15 protein-coding genes are annotated in these 18775 nt (G+C 71.4%); 3 read left to right on the forward strand and 12 right to left on the reverse strand.

What is annotated here, in order from left to right; genetic code table 11:
- Position 1: 1 nt before the first annotated feature.
- Complete coding sequence (locus ACLQ21_RS13375; protein ID WP_425664450.1) at positions 2-508, reverse strand: dihydrofolate reductase; 507 nt, start codon at positions 506-508, stop codon at positions 2-4.
- A 140-nt stretch (positions 509-648) separates the two neighbouring features.
- Here ACLQ21_RS13375 and ACLQ21_RS13380 point away from each other — a divergent pair, with 140 nt between their 5' ends.
- Positions 649-2256 (forward strand): cell wall-binding repeat-containing protein, encoded by a 1608-nt coding sequence (locus ACLQ21_RS13380; protein WP_425664452.1) that lies wholly within the window; start codon positions 649-651, stop codon positions 2254-2256.
- A 42-nt stretch (positions 2257-2298) separates the two neighbouring features.
- On the opposite strand, the gene ACLQ21_RS13385 is transcribed toward ACLQ21_RS13380, so the two are convergent.
- From ACLQ21_RS13385 to dapB, 3 genes are read right to left on the reverse strand one after another with little or no spacing between them, the layout of a single operon-like run.
- Positions 2299-3123, reverse strand: a complete 825-nt coding sequence (locus tag ACLQ21_RS13385; protein WP_425664454.1) for a thymidylate synthase — start codon at positions 3121-3123, stop codon at positions 2299-2301.
- Entirely contained in the window at positions 3120-3611 is a 492-nt protein-coding gene (locus ACLQ21_RS13390; protein ID WP_425664455.1) for a hypothetical protein, read from the reverse strand. The genes ACLQ21_RS13385 and ACLQ21_RS13390 overlap by 4 nt, the downstream gene beginning before the upstream one ends.
- Positions 3608-4312, reverse strand: a complete 705-nt coding sequence (gene dapB / locus ACLQ21_RS13395) for a 4-hydroxy-tetrahydrodipicolinate reductase (protein WP_425664456.1) — start codon at positions 4310-4312, stop codon at positions 3608-3610. Before dapB ends, ACLQ21_RS13390 begins: the two co-directional genes overlap by 4 nt.
- Positions 4313-4377: 65 nt before the next feature.
- Between dapB and ACLQ21_RS13400 the strand changes: the two genes are divergently transcribed.
- Positions 4378-4836, forward strand: coding sequence for a GNAT family N-acetyltransferase (locus ACLQ21_RS13400; protein WP_425664457.1), 459 nt, complete (start codon positions 4378-4380; stop codon positions 4834-4836).
- A gap of 160 nt (positions 4837-4996) precedes the next feature.
- Here ACLQ21_RS13400 and ACLQ21_RS13405 read toward each other — a convergent pair whose 3' ends face one another.
- The 8 genes from ACLQ21_RS13405 to ACLQ21_RS13440 all read right to left on the reverse strand — a co-directional run bounded on the left by ACLQ21_RS13405 (position 4997) and on the right by ACLQ21_RS13440 (position 14641).
- Complete coding sequence (locus tag ACLQ21_RS13405) at positions 4997-5917, reverse strand: endonuclease domain-containing protein (RefSeq protein WP_425664458.1); 921 nt, start codon at positions 5915-5917, stop codon at positions 4997-4999.
- Positions 5918-6141: 224 nt separating this feature from the next.
- Complete coding sequence (locus ACLQ21_RS13410) at positions 6142-6744, reverse strand: histidine phosphatase family protein (protein ID WP_425664459.1); 603 nt, start codon at positions 6742-6744, stop codon at positions 6142-6144.
- Between the two features lie 64 nt (positions 6745-6808).
- On the reverse strand, positions 6809-8182 hold the full coding sequence (locus tag ACLQ21_RS13415; protein ID WP_425664460.1) for a M16 family metallopeptidase: 1374 nt from the start codon (positions 8180-8182) through the stop codon (positions 6809-6811).
- Between the two features lie 84 nt (positions 8183-8266).
- Positions 8267-10534, reverse strand: a complete 2268-nt coding sequence (locus tag ACLQ21_RS13420; protein WP_425664461.1) for a polyribonucleotide nucleotidyltransferase — start codon at positions 10532-10534, stop codon at positions 8267-8269.
- 263 nt (positions 10535-10797) lie between these two features.
- On the reverse strand, positions 10798-11067 hold the full coding sequence (rpsO, locus tag ACLQ21_RS13425) for a 30S ribosomal protein S15 (protein ID WP_425664462.1): 270 nt from the start codon (positions 11065-11067) through the stop codon (positions 10798-10800).
- Between the two features lie 110 nt (positions 11068-11177).
- Entirely contained in the window at positions 11178-12425 is a 1248-nt protein-coding gene (locus tag ACLQ21_RS13430) for a PrsW family intramembrane metalloprotease (RefSeq protein WP_425664463.1), read from the reverse strand.
- Between the two features lie 57 nt (positions 12426-12482).
- On the reverse strand, positions 12483-13979 hold the full coding sequence (locus ACLQ21_RS13435; RefSeq protein ID WP_425664464.1) for an aspartate ammonia-lyase: 1497 nt from the start codon (positions 13977-13979) through the stop codon (positions 12483-12485).
- Positions 13980-14095: 116 nt separating this feature from the next.
- Complete coding sequence (locus ACLQ21_RS13440; protein WP_425664465.1) at positions 14096-14641, reverse strand: amino-acid N-acetyltransferase; 546 nt, start codon at positions 14639-14641, stop codon at positions 14096-14098.
- A gap of 99 nt (positions 14642-14740) precedes the next feature.
- On the opposite strand from ACLQ21_RS13440, the gene ACLQ21_RS13445 reads away from it, so the two are divergent.
- Positions 14741-18772: a Pls/PosA family non-ribosomal peptide synthetase gene (locus ACLQ21_RS13445; RefSeq protein ID WP_425664466.1), complete on the forward strand. Its 4032-nt coding sequence runs from the start codon at positions 14741-14743 to the stop codon at positions 18770-18772.
- Positions 18773-18775: the final 3 nt, after the last annotated feature.

Below are 18775 nucleotides of genomic sequence, written 5' to 3' on the forward strand. Positions count from 1 at the left end.
CTCAGCGAGCGGGACGCTCGAGGGTGCGGTAGGCGTAGCGCAGGCCGGTGCGGCTGACGTGCCACCCCTCTGACGGCTCGCGCGCGACCTCGCGCCACGACGCATCCGTGTCGGGTGCGGTCGTGTCGCCGGAGGCGTTGAGGTCGATGTCGGTGATCTCGAGGCGATCGGCGTGCGCCATCGCGTCGCGGTAGACGCGCCCGCCGCCGACGATCCACACCTCCTCGTCGATCGCGCGCGCCGCGTCGAGCGCCGCATCGAGACTGCGCACGATCGTCGCGCCGGGCGCCACGTAGTCGCGGTCGGAGGTGATGACGAAGTTGTCGCGGCCGGGCAGCGGCCGGAACCGCTCGGGGAACGACTCCCAGGTGCGCCTGCCCATCACGACCGGGTGCCCCATCGTGATCGCCTTGAAGCGCTGCATGTCCTCGGGCAGCCGCCACGGCATGTCACCGGCCTCGCCGATCACGCCGTCGCGCGCCTGCGCCCAGATCATGCCGAGAGTCATGGGGCCAACGTACGCGAAGCGCGAGGGGCGCATTCGTGACCGAACCGTGACCCGCAGCGGCATGGCGCCGACCGGGGCGCCTTTAGAGTCATCCTCAGCATCCACTGCCGCAGCACGCGGCGCTCCAGAACGGACACCGCATGCGCCTGCTGCTCTCCTCCCTCGCGATCGTCGGCCTCGTCGCCGTGAGCCTCACGGCGTCGGCGCCGCCCGCGTCGGCCGCCGTGACGCCCTCGCGCATCGCGGGCGCGGACCGCTTCGCGACGAGCGTCGAGATCTCGCGGCAGACGCCGTTCGCCGGCGACGTCGTGTACCTCGCCTCCGGGCTGTCGTTCCCGGATGCGCTCGCGGCCGGTCCGGTCGCGGCGGCCGAGGGCGGGCACCTGCTGCTCACGCGGCCGGATGCCGTCGATGCGGCGGTCATGGACCGGATCGCCGAGCTCGCGCCGCGCGAGATCGTGCTCGTGGGCTCTGCGGCCACGGTGCGCGAGAGCGTGCGCACGCAGCTCGCCAACGCGTTCCCCGACACGATGATCGAGCGCATCGGCGGCAGCGACCGCGTGGGCACGTCGCTGCAGCTGCTCGATCGGCTCGCCGAGAGCGGAGACGTGAGCGAGATCTGGGTCGTCTCGGGCTGGAACTTCCCGGACGCGCTCGTCGCCGCCTCCGTCGCGGGTGCGACCGGCGGCGCGGTCGTGCTCGACTGGCACGGCACCGATGCGGCGAGCGTGCGCGGCTGGGGCGACCGGATCGCGCCCTACGTCAGCGGCATGCCCGTCTCGATCGCCGGCGGCACCCCTTCGGTGAGCTCCGCCGACGAAGCGCTGCTCGCGGACCTCGGCGCCGTCGACATCGTGCGCCACGCGGGCGCTGACCGGTACGACACCGCGCGCCTCATCAACGACGCCTACCCGGTCGATGCCGGCGTGCGGACCATGCTGCTCGCGACGGGGCAGAACTTCCCCGACGCACTCGGCGGCGCCGCGCTCGCGGCCTCGACGGGCATGCCGCTCTACCTCTCGCCGAAGAGCTGCCATCCCTCGATCACCCCCATGCTCGGCCAGGAGGCCGGCGAGCGGGGCATCACGTCGGTCTTCGGGCTGGGGAGCAGAGCGACCCTCGAGGACGAGGCGCTGCTGCTCGAGCCCTGCCCGCAGTTCTCGGCTGCGCAACGAGCGATGGGTGATCGCTGGGGCACGTTCCCGACGACCATCCACAGCGGGACGGGCGACGCGCACATCCGGCTCGACACGGGCCGCGCGAGCATCGCAATGGTCGAGTTCACCCACGTCGGCACCGACGCGTTCGAGCTGGCGAGCTACGACACGGTCGACCGGCGCCTCGAGAGCCTGATCGACGGCGTGGGCGCATACTCGGGCTCGGTGCTGGCCGACACCAGCTGGAGCTACGACTGGGATTCGATCGCGCTCGACGTGCGGAGCACCGGGTCGTGGACGATCACGGTGAAGGACGTCCGGCACCTCGACGAGCTCACCGACACCGCTGCAGGAGCGCACGACGCCGTGTTCCTGTACGCCGGAGATGACCGCGCCTTCGACGTGTCCGGTGCTCCCGCGTTCGACGAGGGCGTGCGGGTCGGCCAGTGGACCTGGGCCGTCTATCAGCTGCAGCGCTCCGATCTCGCATCGCTCAACCACTGGACGCCGCACGCGACCGGCGCCCTGCAGGGCGTCCCGTCCTGGGTCGTCGTGCGGGCGGACACCCCTTGGGAGATCGCGCTGCGCTGACGCGACCGCCTCGGACCGCGACCGGCTCAGACCGCGACGGTCTCAGACCGCGACAGGCGCCTTGATCGCGGGGTGGTGCTGGTAGTCGACGACCTCGAGGTCGTCGTACTCGACCTCGAAGACGGAGTCGCGTTGGGTCTTGAGCCGCAGCGTCGGCAGCGGGAGCGGCTCGCGTGAGAGCTGCTCGGTGACCTGCTCGACGTGGTTGTCGTAGATGTGGCAGTCGCCGCCGGTCCAGATGAAGTCGCCGACCTCGAGGCCGGTCTGGTCGGCGATGAGGTGCGTGAGCAGCGCGTAGCTCGCGATGTTGAACGGCACTCCGAGGAACATGTCGGCGGAGCGCTGGTACAGCTGGCACGAGAGCCTGCCGTCGGCGACGTAGAACTGGAAGAGCGCGTGGCACGGCGCGAGCGCCATGCTCGGGATGTCCGCCGGGTTCCACGCGGAGACGATCAGGCGGCGCGAGTCGGGGTTGCGGCGGATCTCGTCGATCACCTGCTGAATCTGGTCGATCGTCTCGCCCCCGGGTGTCGGCCACGAGCGCCACTGGACGCCGTAGACGGGGCCGAGCTCGCCATCCGCGTCGGCCCACTCGTCCCAGATGGTGACGCCGCGCTCCTGCAGCCAGCGCACGTTCGAGTCGCCTCGCAGGAACCACAGCAGCTCGAGCGCGATCGACTTGAAGTGCACGCGCTTCGTGGTGATGAGCGGGAAGCCCTGCGAGAGGTCGTAGCGCAGCTGCCGGCCGAACACCGAGCGGGTGCCCGTGCCGGTGCGGTCGCTCTTGTGCTCGCCGTTCGCGAGCACGTCGGCGAGCAGCTCCTCGTACGGGTGCCCCGGGTGCGTCGGGTGCGGGTGCGCGGTCATGATGCCTCCTGGGTTCCAGTCTTCCGCAGCGAGCGGCGCAGGCCGAGCGCGGTGCGGGCAGCGTGTCGCGCGCGCCGCCGGTCGCGGGCCGCGTCGTACGCCATCGACAGCCGCAGCCACGACTGCCACGACTCGGGATGCGCCTCGACGTCGGCCTTCGCGACCGGGAAGGCGCCCTCTGCGGCGTCCTTGTCGGCCCGGCCGGCCGGCGTGCGCTGCAGCGGCGCGGGCATGCCGCCCTCCGCCTCGAGCTCGGCGACGGCGCGCTCGAGCTGCATGCCGAAGACCACCTCGCGCACGAGCGCCCACGCGCCGGCGAGGAACGTCACGATGAGCGCGACGCCGACGGCGATGCCGAGCGGCTCACCGGTGGCGATGAAGCGCACCGCTCGATCGCCCGCGAGGATCACGTAGAGCGCGAGCAGCGCCGCCATCGCGAGCGCGGCGGACTTGCGGAAGCCGACGCGGACGGCGTGCTGCTGCGTCACGCGAGGCCCAGCAGGTCGCCGATGCCCACGGTGACGCCCGGCTGCGGCTCCGCGCGCAGCGCGAGCAGGATCCCGGCCGCGTACGAGTCGCTCGAGGTCGTGTCGTGGCGGATGGTGAGGGTCTCCCCCGTGCCGCCGAACACGACCTCCTGACGCGCGACGACCCCGGGCAGCCGCAGCGCGTGCACCGCCACGCCCGCGATGATCGTGCCGCGGCCGGGCTCGTCGGGGGTCGCGGGGCTGAAGTCGCGCACGGCGCCGATGGCCTCCGCGGTGCGGGTCGCGGTGCCGCTCGGGGCGTCGCGCTTGCGGTCGTGATGGGCCTCGACGACCTCGACGGCCGTGAAGTGGCGGGCCGCGATGGTCGCGAGGTGCGTCTCGAGCACACTGCCGAGCGAGAAGTTGGGGACGATGCGGATGCGCTCGACGCCGCGGGCCCGGAGCGCGCGGACGCGCTCGTCCGACCATCCGCTCGTGCCGACGACCACGGGCACGTCGGCGCCGAGGGCGGCGTCGACGAGCCGCTCGCTCGCGTCGAGCACGGTCGCGTCGAAGATCGCGTCGAGCCCCGACAGGTCGGCGCCGTCCCGGACGTCGATGGCGACGGCGTCGAGGTCGTCGGACTCCTCGACGAGCCGCATCGCGAGCGATCCGAGCCTGCCGGTGGAGCCTGCGATCCCGATCCGCCTCGTGCCTGCCATGGGGTCCAGCCTACGGGCCCTCGAGGCGCGCATCCGCTGGCCGCACGCCGTCGTAGGGTTGGCGGGTGGCTGTGACGATCGCTCCCGAGGACCCTGCTTCCGCCGTCGCGCGCTCGCTGCTCGACGCCTACTTCTCCGACCGGGCGATCTCGTTCGTCGGCGGCGTCTACAAGCCCAAGCCGGCCGATCCGGCGACGCTCCGCGCGCCGGAGGGCGCGTTCCTCGTCGCCTGGTTGGAGGGCGAGCCGGTCGGCTGCGGGGCGCTGCGCAAGCTCAGCCCCTCGCGCTTCGAGGTGAAGCACCTGTACGTCGCGCCCGGCGGCCGCGGCAAGGGCACGGGCGCCGCGCTGCTCGCCGCGCTCGAGGCCAGGGCTGCCGAGCTCGGCGCGACCGAGGTCGTGCTCGACACGAACAGCGCCCTCGAGGTGGCGAACCGCCTCTACGCGACGCGCGGCTACGCATCCGTCCCGCCCTATAACGACAACCCCAACGCGACGACCTGGTTCCGCAAGCCCCTCGGCTGAGCGCCCCTTCGCGCCGCTGCGCCGCCCCTCCCCGCCCCGGCAGTTGAGGACTTGCGTCCGAGTTGCCCTCCACTCGGACGCGAAGCCTCAACCGGCTGCGCGAGCTCCCGCGCGAGGTGAGGGTTTGCGTCCGAGTCGGTCTCGACTCGGACGCAAATGCTCAACGGGCAGCGGCGAGTGCCGCCCGCACGCGCTCCACGAGCAACCACGGCTTCGCCAGCATCGCGGCCGTCACGCGGATGACCGTCCAGCCGAGCGCCCGCAGCCGTTCGTCGCGCTCGATGTCGTGTGCGCGCTGGCGCGGATCGGCGAAGTGCTGCTCGCCGTCGTATTCGATCGCGACCTTCGCATGGCGGTACATCAGGTCGGGCTGAGCGAGGAGGACGCCGTCGACGAAGATCTCGCCGTTGACTTCGGGCTCCGGCAGGCCGCCGCGGACGATGAAGCAGCGCGTCGGCGTCTCCATCGGGGAATCGACCCCCGGGCGAGCCTCCTCGAGCGCTGCGCGCAGCCGCTCAGCACCGGGCGCTCCTGTCCAGGTGCGGCACGCCGCTGCCAGCCGCTCCGGAGTCGCCGCCGGTCGCGGGAAGCGGAGGCCCGGGTAGCGATCCCGAGGAGTCATCAGCGCGTCCGCCACGACGATGAGCGCATCGACGTCGAGCACCCGCGAAAGCATGCAGAGCGTGAGCACCGGTGAGGTCACCGGCAGGTCGTCGACGCGTTGCACCACGAACCGCTCCGGGACGAGGGAGATGCTCTCGATCCCAGCGGTCCGAGGACGATGGGCTCCTCTCGGGACGACCAGGGTCACCGGTGCGTCGTCGCACCAGTCGGGCAGCGGCATGCCCCACACCGCCGCGGCCGCAGGGCCGGCGTACGCCTGTCCCGGTCGGAGCCGCGGCGCGTACTGCCTCGCTCGGCCGGCGAGCGCGGACTCGAGCGCCTCGGCGCGGATGCCCCGGAACGGCCGGACGAGGCTGCGCGAGCGCAGCCGCTTCTCGCTGACGCCGCGGGCGCGGAGCGCCGCGACGGAGACCGAGGTCCCGCCGCCGAGCTCGGGGATGTCGATGCTGCCTGCCATGCGCGCACCATGGCGGGAACGGGCGTCCGGCCGCACCGACGCATCCGTCACCTGTGGATGACGCGCCGCCCCGACCCGTTGCGCGTTTGCGCCCGAGTGCTGCTCGACTCGGACGCAGACGCTGAACGGTCGGGAGCCGGAAGGGCGCGAGTTGAGGGTCTGCGTCCGAGTGGAGGTCAACTCGGACGCAAACGCTCAACCGGGTCGGGAGTATGAGGGCGGGGCTAGTAGGGCTGCGGGATGGGGAGGCCCGTGCGGTCCTCCGCCGGCAGGTGGCCGAGGTCGTTGTGGACGACGAGCTGCGGCGGCTTGCCGGAGCGGCGGCGCAGGATCGTCAATCCGCAGTTGGCCTGGTTGAGGCTCATCCACTGCCAGTTGGGCGACTGCATGACCTCGCGCACGAACCAGCCGATGACGAAGTTGTGGGTGACGAGCAGCTCGTTCACATCACCGCGGGACGGCCGCAGCCAGTGCTCGGCGGCATCGTGCATCTGGGCGGCGCCCGCCTCGGCGTCGACCTGCCGCACGCTCTTCAGGAACCGCTGGAAGCCGACGGGCGTGTCGTGCTCGAGCCCGGAGGGAATGCAGTCGAGCAGCAGCGAGGACGGCTCGAACTCGACGGCGGGCAGCCGCTCCTGCATGATCGCCGCCGTCTCGGTCGCTCGCAGCAGCGGCGACGTCCACGCGTGGTCGAAGTGCACGCCCGAGAGCCGCTGCGCGATCGCGTGCGCCTGCCGGACCCCGCGCGGCGAGAGCCTGCCGTCCTCGACGCCGTGCTCGGCGTCGACCTGCTCGCCGTGCCGGATCAGGTAGAGCAGGTGCGCCATGGTTCCTCCGCGGGGCGCGTCGATGCGCCGGTCGTTGCAGGGCGCGGGCGAGCCCCTGGCTGCGTCAAGAAGCGGCGGCGGCCGCTCCATTCACCCTAGCCGAGCCGGGGGACACGACCTGCGCATCGAGGCCGTCGGGCACCTGGCCGACGGCGGCGATCGACCGCGGCCCGGAGGCGAGCTCCGCAGCGAGCGCGCGCACGTCGGCGTCGGTGACGCGGTCGATGCGCTCGAGCGTCGCGTCGATGTCGAGGAACTCGCCGAGCGTGAGCTCCGCGCGGCCCAGCCGCGACATCCGCGTGTCGGAGTCCTCGAGGGCGAGCGCCGAGCCGCCCGCGAGCTGCCCCTTGGCGCGCCGCAGCTCCTCGTCGCTCGCGCCGTCGGCGAGCCGCTCGAGCTCGTCGAGCATCAGCTGCGCGACCTCGAGCGTCTTGCGCGGCGCGCACGCCGCCGCCATGCCCATGATCCCCGCGTCCGCGTAGCCGGATGCGTAGGAGAAGACGGAGTAGGCGAGGCCGCGCTTCTCGCGGATCTCCTGGAAGAGCCGCGACGACATGCCGGCCCCCAGCACGGCGTTGAGCACTGCCATCGTGCCGCGGCGCGGGTCGGTCGCCGTGATGCCGGGCGCGCCGATCATGAGGCTCACCTGCTCGAGCGGCCGCTGCACGACCGTGAGCCCGCCGCCGGCGTAGGCATGCACGGCGCTGTCGCGGCGCGGGCGGGGCCGGCCGGCGTCGAGCGACCACCCGTAGCGCGTGAGCGCGAGCTGCAGCTGCTCGACCACCGTGTCGTGGTCGACGGCGCCCGCGACGGTGACCACGAGGTCGCCGGGGCCGTAGTGCTCGCGGTAGTGCTCGGCCACGCGGTCGCGCGAGACCTCGGTGATGGATGCGGGGGTGCCGCCGATCGGTCGGCCGAGCGGCGCCTCGAGCCCGTGGACGAGCTCGCTCAGCCGCTCCCCCGCCACGTCGCCCGGGTCGTCGTCGGCCATCGCGAGCTCTTCGAGGATGACGTCGCGCTCGCGCTCGAACTCGTCGGGATCGAGCAGCGAGGAGGTGACCATGTCGGCCAGCACGTCGACCGCCATCGGCAGGTCGCGGTCGCGCACCTTCGCGTAGTAGCAGGTGTGCTCCTTGGCGGTGAGCGCGTTGTGCTCCCCTCCCACCTCGTCGAACGCGACCGCGATGTCGAACGCCGAGCGGGTCGGCGTGCCCTTGAACAGCAGGTGCTCGAGGAAGTGGGTGGCGCCGCGCGCGTCGTCGCGCTCGTCGCGCGAGCCGACCGGCACCCAGTAGCCGACGGTGGCGCTCATCGCGCCGGGCACGCGCTCGGTGAGCACGCGCACGCCGCTCGGCAGCACGCTGCGGCGGACGATCGCGCCGCCGGCTGCGGCGATGGCGATCTCTGGGGTCTCGAGCGGGAGGGGGACGGCAGGCATCCGTCCAGCCTAGGACAGCCGGCACCGCACGCGCAGACGACGGATGCCCCCACCCGGTCGGGTGGGGGCATCCGGTTCGTGCGACTACTCGGCCGAGTCTGCCGACTCCGTCGACTCCTCGACCGGCGCGACGGCCGGGGCCGACTCGTCGACGACCTCGAGCGAGAGCTTGCCGCGGTCGTCGATCTTCGTGATCTCGACCTGGATCTTCTGACCGATCGTGACGACGTCCTCGACGGCCTCGATGCGCTTGCCGCCGTTGAGGGCGCGCATCGCGGTCACGTGCAGCAGTCCGTCGCGGCCGGGCAGCAGCGAGATGAACGCGCCGAACGACGCGGTCTTCACGACCGTGCCGAGGTAGCGCTCGCCGAGCTCGGGGTTGAGCGGGTTGGCGATCGAGTTGACCGCGGCGCGCGCGGCCTCGGCCGAGGGGCCGTCGACGGCGCCGATGTAGACGGTGCCGTTGTCCTCGATCGAGATCTGGGCGCCCGTGTCGTCCTGGATCTGGTTGATCGTCTTGCCCTTCGGGCCGATCAGCTCGCCGATCTTGTCGACCGGGATCTGCACGCTGATGACGCGCGGCGCGGTGGGCGCCATCTCGTCGGGCTCGTCGATGGCGGCGTTGAGCACCTCGAGGATCTTCGTGCGCGCCTCCTTCGCCTGCGTCAGCGCGCTGTGGAGCACCGAGGCCGGCAGGCCGGAGAGCTTCGTGTCGAGCTGGATCGCCGTGATGAACTCGGGCGTGCCGGCGACTTTGAAGTCCATGTCGCCCAGCGCGTCCTCGGCGCCCAGGATGTCGGTGAGCGCCGCGTAGCGGGTCTCACCGTCGACCGTGTCGCTCACGAGGCCCATCGCGATGCCCGCGACCGGTGCGCGCAGCGGCACACCGGCGTTCAGCAGCGCGAGCGTCGAGGCGCAGACCGAGCCCATCGACGTCGAGCCGTTCGAGCCGAGCGCCTCCGAGACCTGGCGGATCGCGTAGGGGAACTCGTCGCGGCTCGGCAGCACCGGCATGAGCGCGCGCTCGGCGAGTGCGCCGTGCCCGATCTCGCGTCGCTTCGGGCTGCCGACTCGGCCGGTCTCACCGGTCGAGTAGGGCGGGAAGTTGTAGTTGTGCATGTAGCGCTTCGTCGTGACAGGGCTGAGCGAGTCGATCTGCTGCTCGAGCTTGAGCATGTTGAGCGTCGTGATGCCCATGATCTGCGTCTCGCCGCGCTGGAAGATCGCGGAGCCGTGCACGCGCGGCACGACCGCGACCTCGGCGTCGAGCGGACGGATGTCGGCGAGGCCACGGCCGTCCATGCGGATCTGGTCGGTGAGGATGCGGCCGCGGACGACCTCCTTCGTCACCGCCTTGTAGGCGCCCGAGACCTGCGTCGCGATGCTCGGGTCGAGCTCGCCGCGCTCGATGCGCTGCGAGATCTCCTGCTTGACCTGCTCCTTGAGCTGGTCGTCAGCGTCCTGGCGCTCGATCTTGCCCGCGATGCGGTAGACCTCGCCGAGACGGTCCTTCGCGATGCCGCGGACGGCCTCGAGGGCCTCGTCCGAGTAGGGCGGGAACAGCGGGTACTCCTGCGTCGGCTTCGCGGCGGTCTTCGCGACCTCGGCCTGCGCGGCGACGAGCTGCTTGATGAAGGGCTTCGCGGCCTCGAGGCCCTGCGAGACGATCTCCTCGGTCGGCTTCACGGCGCCGCCCTGGATGAGCTCCCAGGCGTTGTCGGTGGCCTCGGCCTCGACCATCATGATCGCGACGTCCTCGGCGCCTGCGGCGTCGGTGACCACGCGACCGGCGACGACCATGTTGAACACGGCCTGCTCGAGCTGCGAGTGCTTCGGGAACGCGACCCACTGGCCGTCGATGAGGGCGACGCGGACGCCGCCGATCGGGCCGTCGAACGGCAGGCCGCTCAGCTGCGTCGACATGGACGCGGCGTTGATGGCGAGCACGTCGTAGAGCTCGTCGGGCTCGATGGCGAGCACCGTGACGACGACCTGGACCTCGTTGCGGATGCCCTCCACGAACGACGGGCGCAGCGGCCGGTCGATGAGGCGGCAGGTCAGGATCGCGTCGGTCGAGGGGCGGCCCTCGCGACGGAAGAACGAGCCGGGGATGCGGCCCGCGGCGTACATGCGCTCCTCGACGTCGACCGTGAGCGGGAAGAAGTCGAAGTTGTCCTTCGGGTGCTTCGAGACGCTCGTGGCGCTCAGCAGCATCGTCTCCTCGTCGATGTAGGCGACGGCTGCGCCCTGGGCCTGCTGCGCGAGCCGGCCCGTCTCGAAGCGGACGGTGCGCTTGCCGAAGCGGCCGTTGTCGATGACAGCCTCGGCGAATGTGATCTCGGGACCTTCCATGAAGGTCACTCCTCTCCTGTGCCCGTCAGGGCACGACATGCGAGACGTGCGCCGTCGCGGCACGGAGTGGTCATCAGTGGAGAGCGCCGAAGGCGACTTCGGCACCCTCCACCAACGACCAGCTCTCGAGCAGGTGCGAATCGGGCGCACGACGGCCGCAGACGCGGCCTCGATCAGGCTACCAGCACCGACCACGGATCCCCAGGAGGGCACGCAGAAGGGCCGCCCCCGTGGGGACGGCCCTTCGTGGAACGCTCGGAAGGCTAGCGGCGCAGGCCGAGGCGCTCGATGAGCGCACGGTAGCGGGCGATGTCGATCTCCTGGAGGTAGCCGAGCAGGCGGCGACGCTGACCGACGAGCAGCAGCAGACCACGACGCGAGTGGTGGTCGTGCTTGTGCTCCTTCAGGTGCTCCGTGAGGTCCTTGATGCGACGCGACATGAGCGCGATCTGCACCTCGGGGCTCCCGGTGTCGCCTTCGTGCGTGGCGTACTCCTCGATGATGGCCTTCTTGATCTCTGCGTTCAGGCTCATATTCGAAACCCCTCTCTCCTCGCAGCGCGGTGCCCCAGCCCGATGCTGGGGCGCTCTCTGTCCGCGGCCGGTCTACGGCAACCGCACTACTCTACCAGGCGCAGCGCGCCTCAGGGGCGCGGCGGCCAGCCGCCGTCGAGGTCGCCGAAGCGCTGCACGCGGGCGCCGGTGGGGGCCGAGACCGCGGCGCCCTGCGCCACCGCGACCGGGTGACCGACCGCGGCGGTCGCCATCCCCCGCCGATGGTGCAGGAGCTCGGCGAGCAGCGACGCCTCGTCGGCGACGGCCCGGCTGCGGTCGCGGCCCACGAGCGCGCGCTGCCGGTGGTTCGCGAGCCGGGTGGCGGTGACGATGTACTCCCGCATCGGCCGGCGCAGGCCGCGCCGGCGCGCCCAGTCCATGAGCGAAGCCCGGCCGTCGCCCGTGGCGAGCCGCTCGACCTCCTCCGCGGTGAACCAGCCGGCCCTGCCGTAGTCGTGCAGCCGGGCGCGGGTGATGCGGATCTCCTGGCGAAGCAGCAGCCACACGAGCGCCGCGGCGAGCACGCACAGCGGCACCTGCACGATCAGGTAGTAGACGAAGAAGCCCACGGTGCCGCCGGGCACCCACCAGCTCGCCGAGTTCCAGAGCGCGTGCAGCAGCGCCGACACGAGCCAGCCGGCGGGGAACGCGAGCAGGATCCACCAGCGCGAGCGCAGCCGAGCGGCGAGGCCGAGCGCGAGCCCGAAGCCGACCGCGGTGAAGATCGCGTGCGTCAGCGGGCTCATGATGCCGCGCAGGAAGAAGATGAAGGAGCCGTCGCCCGACTCGGCGAGCGACGTGCCGAAGTAGAGGATGTTCTCGGTGAAGGCGAACCCTGCCGCCGACAGCGCCGCGAAGACCACGCCGTCGACCGGTCCGTCGAACGTCCTGCGGAAGAACAGGAACATGATGACGACCGGGATCGACTTCCACAGCTCCTCGGTGATCGGCGCCTGGATCACGGTCGCGTAGAACTGGAGCTGCTCCTGCGAGCGCAGGAACGGCGCGACCAGCGGCTCCAGCACGAACGAGTTGACGGCGAGCGTCAGCAGCACCGCCGCGACGCCGCCCCACAGGGCCGCGAACCACATCGCGACGCGCGGCTCCGGCTCCCAGCGGTCGATCGCGAGCACCGCCCAGATGACGAACGCGAGCGGCACGAGCGCCATGAGCCCTGACGTGGCGACCACGAGCGGGTTGCCGATCGCCCCGCCGAGCACCAGGATCACGCCGAACGACGCGAGCGCGAGCACGGCGATGCCGATCACGCCGGCGATCAAGCCGACGCTCGGGCCATCCTTCCGCACGAGCGGCGACAGGGGCGCGGTGGCGGTCACCACAGGAGCGTACCCAGTCGCGGGTCGGCTCAGGCAGGCCGCCCCGGGCAGGTCACCTCAGGGCAGGTCGTCCCCCGAGATCACCGGGATCGCCTGCGTCACGGGCTGCAGGCCCGACAGCCGCGCCGGAGCGAGCAGCTTCTCGACCCGCTCCCGGTCCATCAGGCCGGCTTCGACCACGAGATCGGCGATCGACTTGTTGCCCGTGAGCGCCTCGTGCGCGAGCTTCGCCGAGTCGGCGTAGCCGAGGTAGGGCGTCAGCGCCGTGACGACGCCGACCGAGGTGCCGACCATCATGCTGAGCCGCTCGCGGTTCGCCTCGATGCCGTCGACGCAGTTGACGCGCAGCGTCAGGCACGCCTGCGTCATCCAGTGCAGGCTCTGCAGGATCGAGTGGGCGATCACGGGCTCGAAGGCGTTGAGCTGCAGCTGGCCGGCCTCGGACGCCGCCGTGACCGTCGCATCCGACCCGATGACCGCGAACGCGACCTGGTTGACGACCTCGGGGATGACGGGGTTGACCTTGCCCGGCATGATCGACGATCCGGCCTGCTTGGGCGGCAGCGTGATCTCGCCGAGGCCCGCCTGGGGACCGGAGGACAGCAGCCGCAGGTCGTTGCAGATCTTCGACAGCTTGACGGCGCTGCGCTTGAGCGTGCCGGAGAGGGTCATGAAGACGCCCGTGTCGCTCGTGGCCTCGATGAGGTCGGCGGCCGGCACGATCGGCAGGCCCGTGAGCTCCGCGAGGTGCCTCGACGCGGCCTCCGCGTAGCGGGGGTCGGCGGTGATGCCGGTGCCGATCGCGGTCGCGCCCAGGTTGACCTCGCTGAGCCACTTGATGGTCTCGAGCAGCCGGTCGTAGTCCTCGCGCAGGGTGACGGCGAAGCCGCGGAACTCCTGGCCGAGCGTCATGGGCACGGCGTCCTGCAGCTGCGTGCGGCCCACCTTCAGCACGTCGCGGAACTCGACGCCCTTGCGGTCGAACGCGTCGGCCAGGCGCTCGAGCTCGTCGAGCAGCCGACGCAGCGTGAACGACATCGCGACCTTGATCGACGTCGGGTAGGTGTCGTTCGTCGACTGCGAGCGGTTGACGTCGTCGATCGGGCTGAAGTGCTCGTACGCGCCCTTGGGGTGGCCGAGCTCGACGAGGCACGCGTTCGCGATGACCTCGTTCGTGTTCATGTTCGTCGAGGTGCCCGCGCCGCCCTGGATGACGCCGACCTTGAACTGGTCGTGCAGCTCGCCGCCGCGGATCCGCCGGCACACGCGATCGATGAGGTCGGCCTTCTCGGGATCGAGCACGCCGATCTCGCGGTTGGCGCGCGCGCACGCCTGCTTGACCACCGCGAGCGCGTTGACGAGGTCGGAGTACACCGAGATGGAGCGGCCCGTGATGGGGAAGTTCTGGAGCGCGCGCTCGGTGTGGATGCCCCAGTACGCGTCCGCGGGCACCGGGAGCTCGCCGAGCGAGTCGCGCTCGAGCCGGGTCGGGCCGGCGTAGACGCGCTCGCCCTGCGGCGCCGGGTCGAGCTTGTACGTGGGGGTGTCAGTCATGCTGGCTCCATTGCCGTGGGCTTCGTGGGCGCGGTGATGCGGTGCGGATCTCGCCTCTCGAGCCTAGCCGGGAAGCCGTGCGGCCCGGCTCCCGGGCCGGAGCTCCGGGGCCCGGGCTAGAGCTCGACGATCATCCGGGTGTTGCCGAGCGTGTTCGGCTTCACGCGGGCGAGATCGAGGAACTCCGCGACCCCCTCGTCGTGCGAGCGCAGCATCTGGGCGTACACGTCCGTGCCCACCGGCGTGCCCGCGATCGGCTGGAAGCCGTGGCCGCGGAAGAAGGCGACCTCGAACGTGAGGCAGAAGACGCGCTTGAGGCCGAGTGCGCGCGCCCTCGCGAGCAGCGTCTCGACGATCCGGTGCCCGACGCCTCGCCGGCGGAAGTCGGGGTCGATCGCGACCGTCCGCACCTCCGCGATGTCGTCCCAGAGCACGTGGAGCGCGCCGCAGCCGATCACGCGCGGCTCGCCGTCGTGCACGACCTCCGCGACGACGAACTCCTGGATGGACTCGAAGTACGCGACGAGGCCCTTGTCGATGACGGTGCCCTCCGCGGCGGTGGGGGCGATGATCTCGCGGATGCGGCGGGCGTCCGCCGGGAGCGCGTTGCGCACGACCACCGGCGGTGCGTCGCCGCGGTCCTGGCTGCTGCTGGTGCTCATCAGCCCGATCCTGCCCGACACCGATCCCCCTGCCCCGAGATGCTGTGGCACACTGTCCCAAAGGTGTTACGTAACAATGTTTGCAAAGGAGCGGCCTCGATGACAACGTACTCGTCCGAGACGACATCAGGTCACCTCGAGAACGTGGAGCGTCCGATCGCCGGCCGTTCGACGGCCCTCGCCCGGCTGCACCACTACTTCGAGCGCACGTGCGATGCTCGGCCGACGGCAACCGCGCTGGAGTGCGATGGCGAGTCGCTGACGTACCAGGCACTGGACGAGCGGGCGAACCAGCTCGCGCACCACCTGCTGGCCCTCGGGCTGCAGCCGGGGGCTCGGGTGGGGATCCTGATCCCGCGCTCCGTCGAGATGTACGTCGCCGTGCTCGGGACCCTCAAGGCCGGCGCCGCGTTCATCCCGATCGACCCGGCCGCTCCGGTCGACCGGGTGACGTACATCGCGGAGGACTCGTCCCTCGATCTCATGCTGACCACGTCGGAGTTCGACGAGGCCTGCTCGAACCTGCCGATCTCGATCGTGGCGATGGACCGCAGCGCCGGCGAGCTGTCGCTGCGCCCCGACATGCGACCGGAGGTCTCGCTCGAGGGCGACCCGACCTGCTACATCATCTACACCTCGGGCTCGACCGGTCGCCCCAAGGGCGTGGACATCCCGCAGTCGAGCATCTGCAACTTCATCGACGTGGTCCCGCCGCTCTACGGCGTGACGGCCTCCGACCGCGTCTACCAGGGCATGACGATCGCGTTCGACTTCTCGATCGAGGAGATCTGGCCGACCTGGGCCGTGGGCGCCACGCTCGTGGCCGGCCCGACGGACGCCCGCCGCGTCGGCAGCGGCCTCGCCGACTTCCTCGAGACGTCCGCCATCACGATGATCTACTGCGTCCCCACGGTGCTGGCGACCCTCGACCGGACGATCCCCTCGATCCGCACCGTCAACGTCGGCGGCGAGGCGTGCCCCCAGGAGCTCGTCGAGCGGTGGGGCGTCGACGGGCGCAGGATCCTGAACACCTACGGCCCCACCGAGACCACCGTCACCTGCACGTGGGCCGACCTTCGCATCGGTCGACCGGTCACCATCGGCTGGCCGCTGCCGACCTACGCCGTCACCCTCCGCGACGAGCACTACCAGCCCGTGCCGTTCGGCGAGGTCGGTGAGATCTGCGTCAGCGGGCCCGGGGTCGCGCGCGGCTACGTCAACCGGCCCGAGCTCACCGCCGATCGCTTCGTCCGCGACCCTGCGAGCCCGACCGGAGAGCGGATGTACCGCACCGGCGACCTGGGTCGGTTCCTGCCCGCCGGCGAGATCGAGTACCTCGGCCGAGCCGACAGCGAGGTCAAGGTCCGCGGGCACCGCGTCGACCTGCAGGAGATCGAGAGCGTCATGCTGCGCGACGAGCACGTCTCCGCGGCAGTCGTGAAGCTGCTGGCCTCCGGTGACAGCGGCGGCGAGCTGGCCGGGTACGTGCTGCTCGCCGATGGCGTCGCCCGCGACGGCGACCTCATCCCCCGACTGCACGCCGAGCTGCGGCGCAGCGTGCCCCCGTACATGGTGCCCGCCTACCTGGAGGTCGTCGACGCGATCCCGATGCTCGCGAGCGGCAAGGCCGACCGCGACAAGCTGCCGGAGCCTCACGGGCCGCGGCTCGTCGTCAGTCAGCACGCCTACGTCGCCCCCGAGACCGCGACCGAGCGTCGCATCGCCGCCGTCTGGGAGGAGATCCTCCGCCTCCCGGAGGGATCGCTCTCCGTCGAGGCCGACTTCTTCGACGACCTCGGCGGCCACTCGCTGCTCGCCGCGACCGTGGTCTCGAGGCTGCGCGCGACGCACAGCGACGCCGGGCTGTCCATCCTCGATCTCTACGCGAACCCCTCGGTGCGCGCCCTCGCGCACCACCAGGACCTCGCCATGCTCGAGGGCGTGCCCGAGCCCATGGCCGAGCGCCGGCCGCGGCCGGCACCGCCGAGCCGCTGGCGCGTCGCGGTGTTCGGGCTGTCGCAGCTCAGCTGGATCTACACCATGCTGGTCGTCTTCATGCTGCCGATCGGCATCCTCTACAGCATCCACGACGGGGAGCCCAACGTGGAGATGCTCCAGCAGCTCGTCGTGCTCTTCCCGCTGTCGTACCTGCTCGGGCGATGGCTGGTCCCGCTCGTCGGGGTGCGTCTGCTCACCGGCGGGATCGCGCCGGGCACCTATCCGCTCTGGGGATCCGTGCACCTGCGGGTGTGGGCGGCGCAGAAGGCGATGATGCTGTCGCCGCTGTCGATGCTCTCGGGGTCGCCCTGGGCCGCGCCCTACCTGCGCCTGCTCGGCGCCCGGGTCGGTCAGGCCTGCCACATCGGCACCGCCGAGATCGCGCTGCCGCACCTCGTGAGCCTCGGAGACGGCGCCACCGTCGGCTACGCCTCGCATCTGAACGCCTTCGAGGTCGCCGACGGCGTGCTGACGATCGGCGCCATCGTCATCGAGCGCGACGCCGTCGTGGGCGCGAACACGGTCGTCGTCGGCCCCAGCACCGTGGGCGCGGGCGCCATCCTCCGCGAGCAGTCGCTGCTCGAGGCCGGCCAGCACGTCCCTGCCGCCGCGACCTGGTCCGGCTCTCCCGCCAAGCCGCTCGACTCCGCGGGCGACCCGGTGTTCGAGCTCATGGCCGAGTGCTCCGAGGCACCCCGGGAGTGGCCGCGCCGGCTCATGCTCTCCTTCGGCATCGGACTGGCGTTCCTCGAGCTCCTCCCGCTCCTGGCCATGGCTCCGGTCGTCGCGCTCGTGTGGTGGCTGCTGCTGACCGAGGGCCAGCTGGCGGCGTTCGTGATGACCGCGGTGTCCGGGCCGATCTTCGTCGCCACGACCTGCCTCCTGATCCTCGCGGTCCGGCGACTGGCGCTGCCCGCGACCCCTGTCGGCATCCACCACCTCCGTTCGCAGCTCGGGATGGAGAAGTGGTTCGGTGACAAGCTGCTCGAGCAGAGCCTCGCGCTGAACAACACCCTCTACGCCACGCTGTACACCCCGGCATGGCTGCGGGCGCTCGGCGCCCGCATCGGCCGAGGCGCCGAGGTGTCGACGATCGCGAACATCGATCCCGACATGCTCACGGTCGAGGACGGCGCGTTCGTCGCCGACATGGCCAGCGTCGGCAGCGCCACGTACTGCAACGGCCACGTCGCCTTCCGCCCCACCACCGTCGGCACGCGAGCGTTCGTGGGCAACGCCTCGTTCATCCCCTCAGGCACGCACCTCGGCGACGGCTCCCTGATCGGCGTCCAGTCCGTCCCGCCCGTCACCGGTGCCGCTCCCGGCTCCTCGTGGCTGGGGTCGCCGGCGATCTACCTGCCTCGCCGCGAGATGTACGACGAGTTCACCGAGGCGCAGACCTTCAAGCCGACCGCGCGCCAGGTGCGCCGGCGCTACATCATCGAGTTCTTCCGGATCGTGCTGCCCGCCTCGATCCTGGGCCTGTTCACGTTCGTCACGCTCCTCGCGGTGTCGACGATCTCGACCTCGGTGCCGATGCTCGCCCTCGTGCTCGCCACGCCGGCGATCGCGCTGTGCTCGAGCCTCGTCATCGTCCTGGGGGTCGCCGCGCTGAAGTGGCTGGTGGTGGGTCGGTACCGCAAGCGCGTGGAGCCGCTGTGGAGCGGCTTCGTCCGGCGCACCGAGTTCGTCACGGGCATCTACGAGGGCGTGGCCGTGCCCGCGCTGCTCGCCATGCTCGCCGGCACGCCGCTCCTCGCACCCATGCTCCGGCTCTTCGGCGCGAAGGTCGGCAAGCGCACCCTGATCGACACCACGTACCTCACCGAGTTCGACCTCGTCGAGATCGGCGACGACGTGGTCGTGGGCGCTCACGCGTCGCTGCAGACCCACCTGTTCGAGGACCGGGTCATGAAGATGTCGAAGATCTCCCTGCGCGACGGCTCGAGTGTGGGCAGCCGAGCGGTCGTCCTCTACGACTCCGTGCTGGGCGAGGAGAGCAGCCTCGCTCCCCTGTCGCTCGTGATGAAGGGCGAGAGCCTGCTGCCCGGGACCTCGTGGCGCGGCATCCCCGCCCAGCCGGCAGCGCGGCGGGTCCGCGCGGGTTCCGACCTTGCACCAGGAAGAAGCTGAACG

This window comes from Agrococcus sp. DT81.2, from assembly GCF_049844935.1.
Taxonomy (GTDB): domain Bacteria; phylum Actinomycetota; class Actinomycetes; order Actinomycetales; family Microbacteriaceae; genus Agrococcus.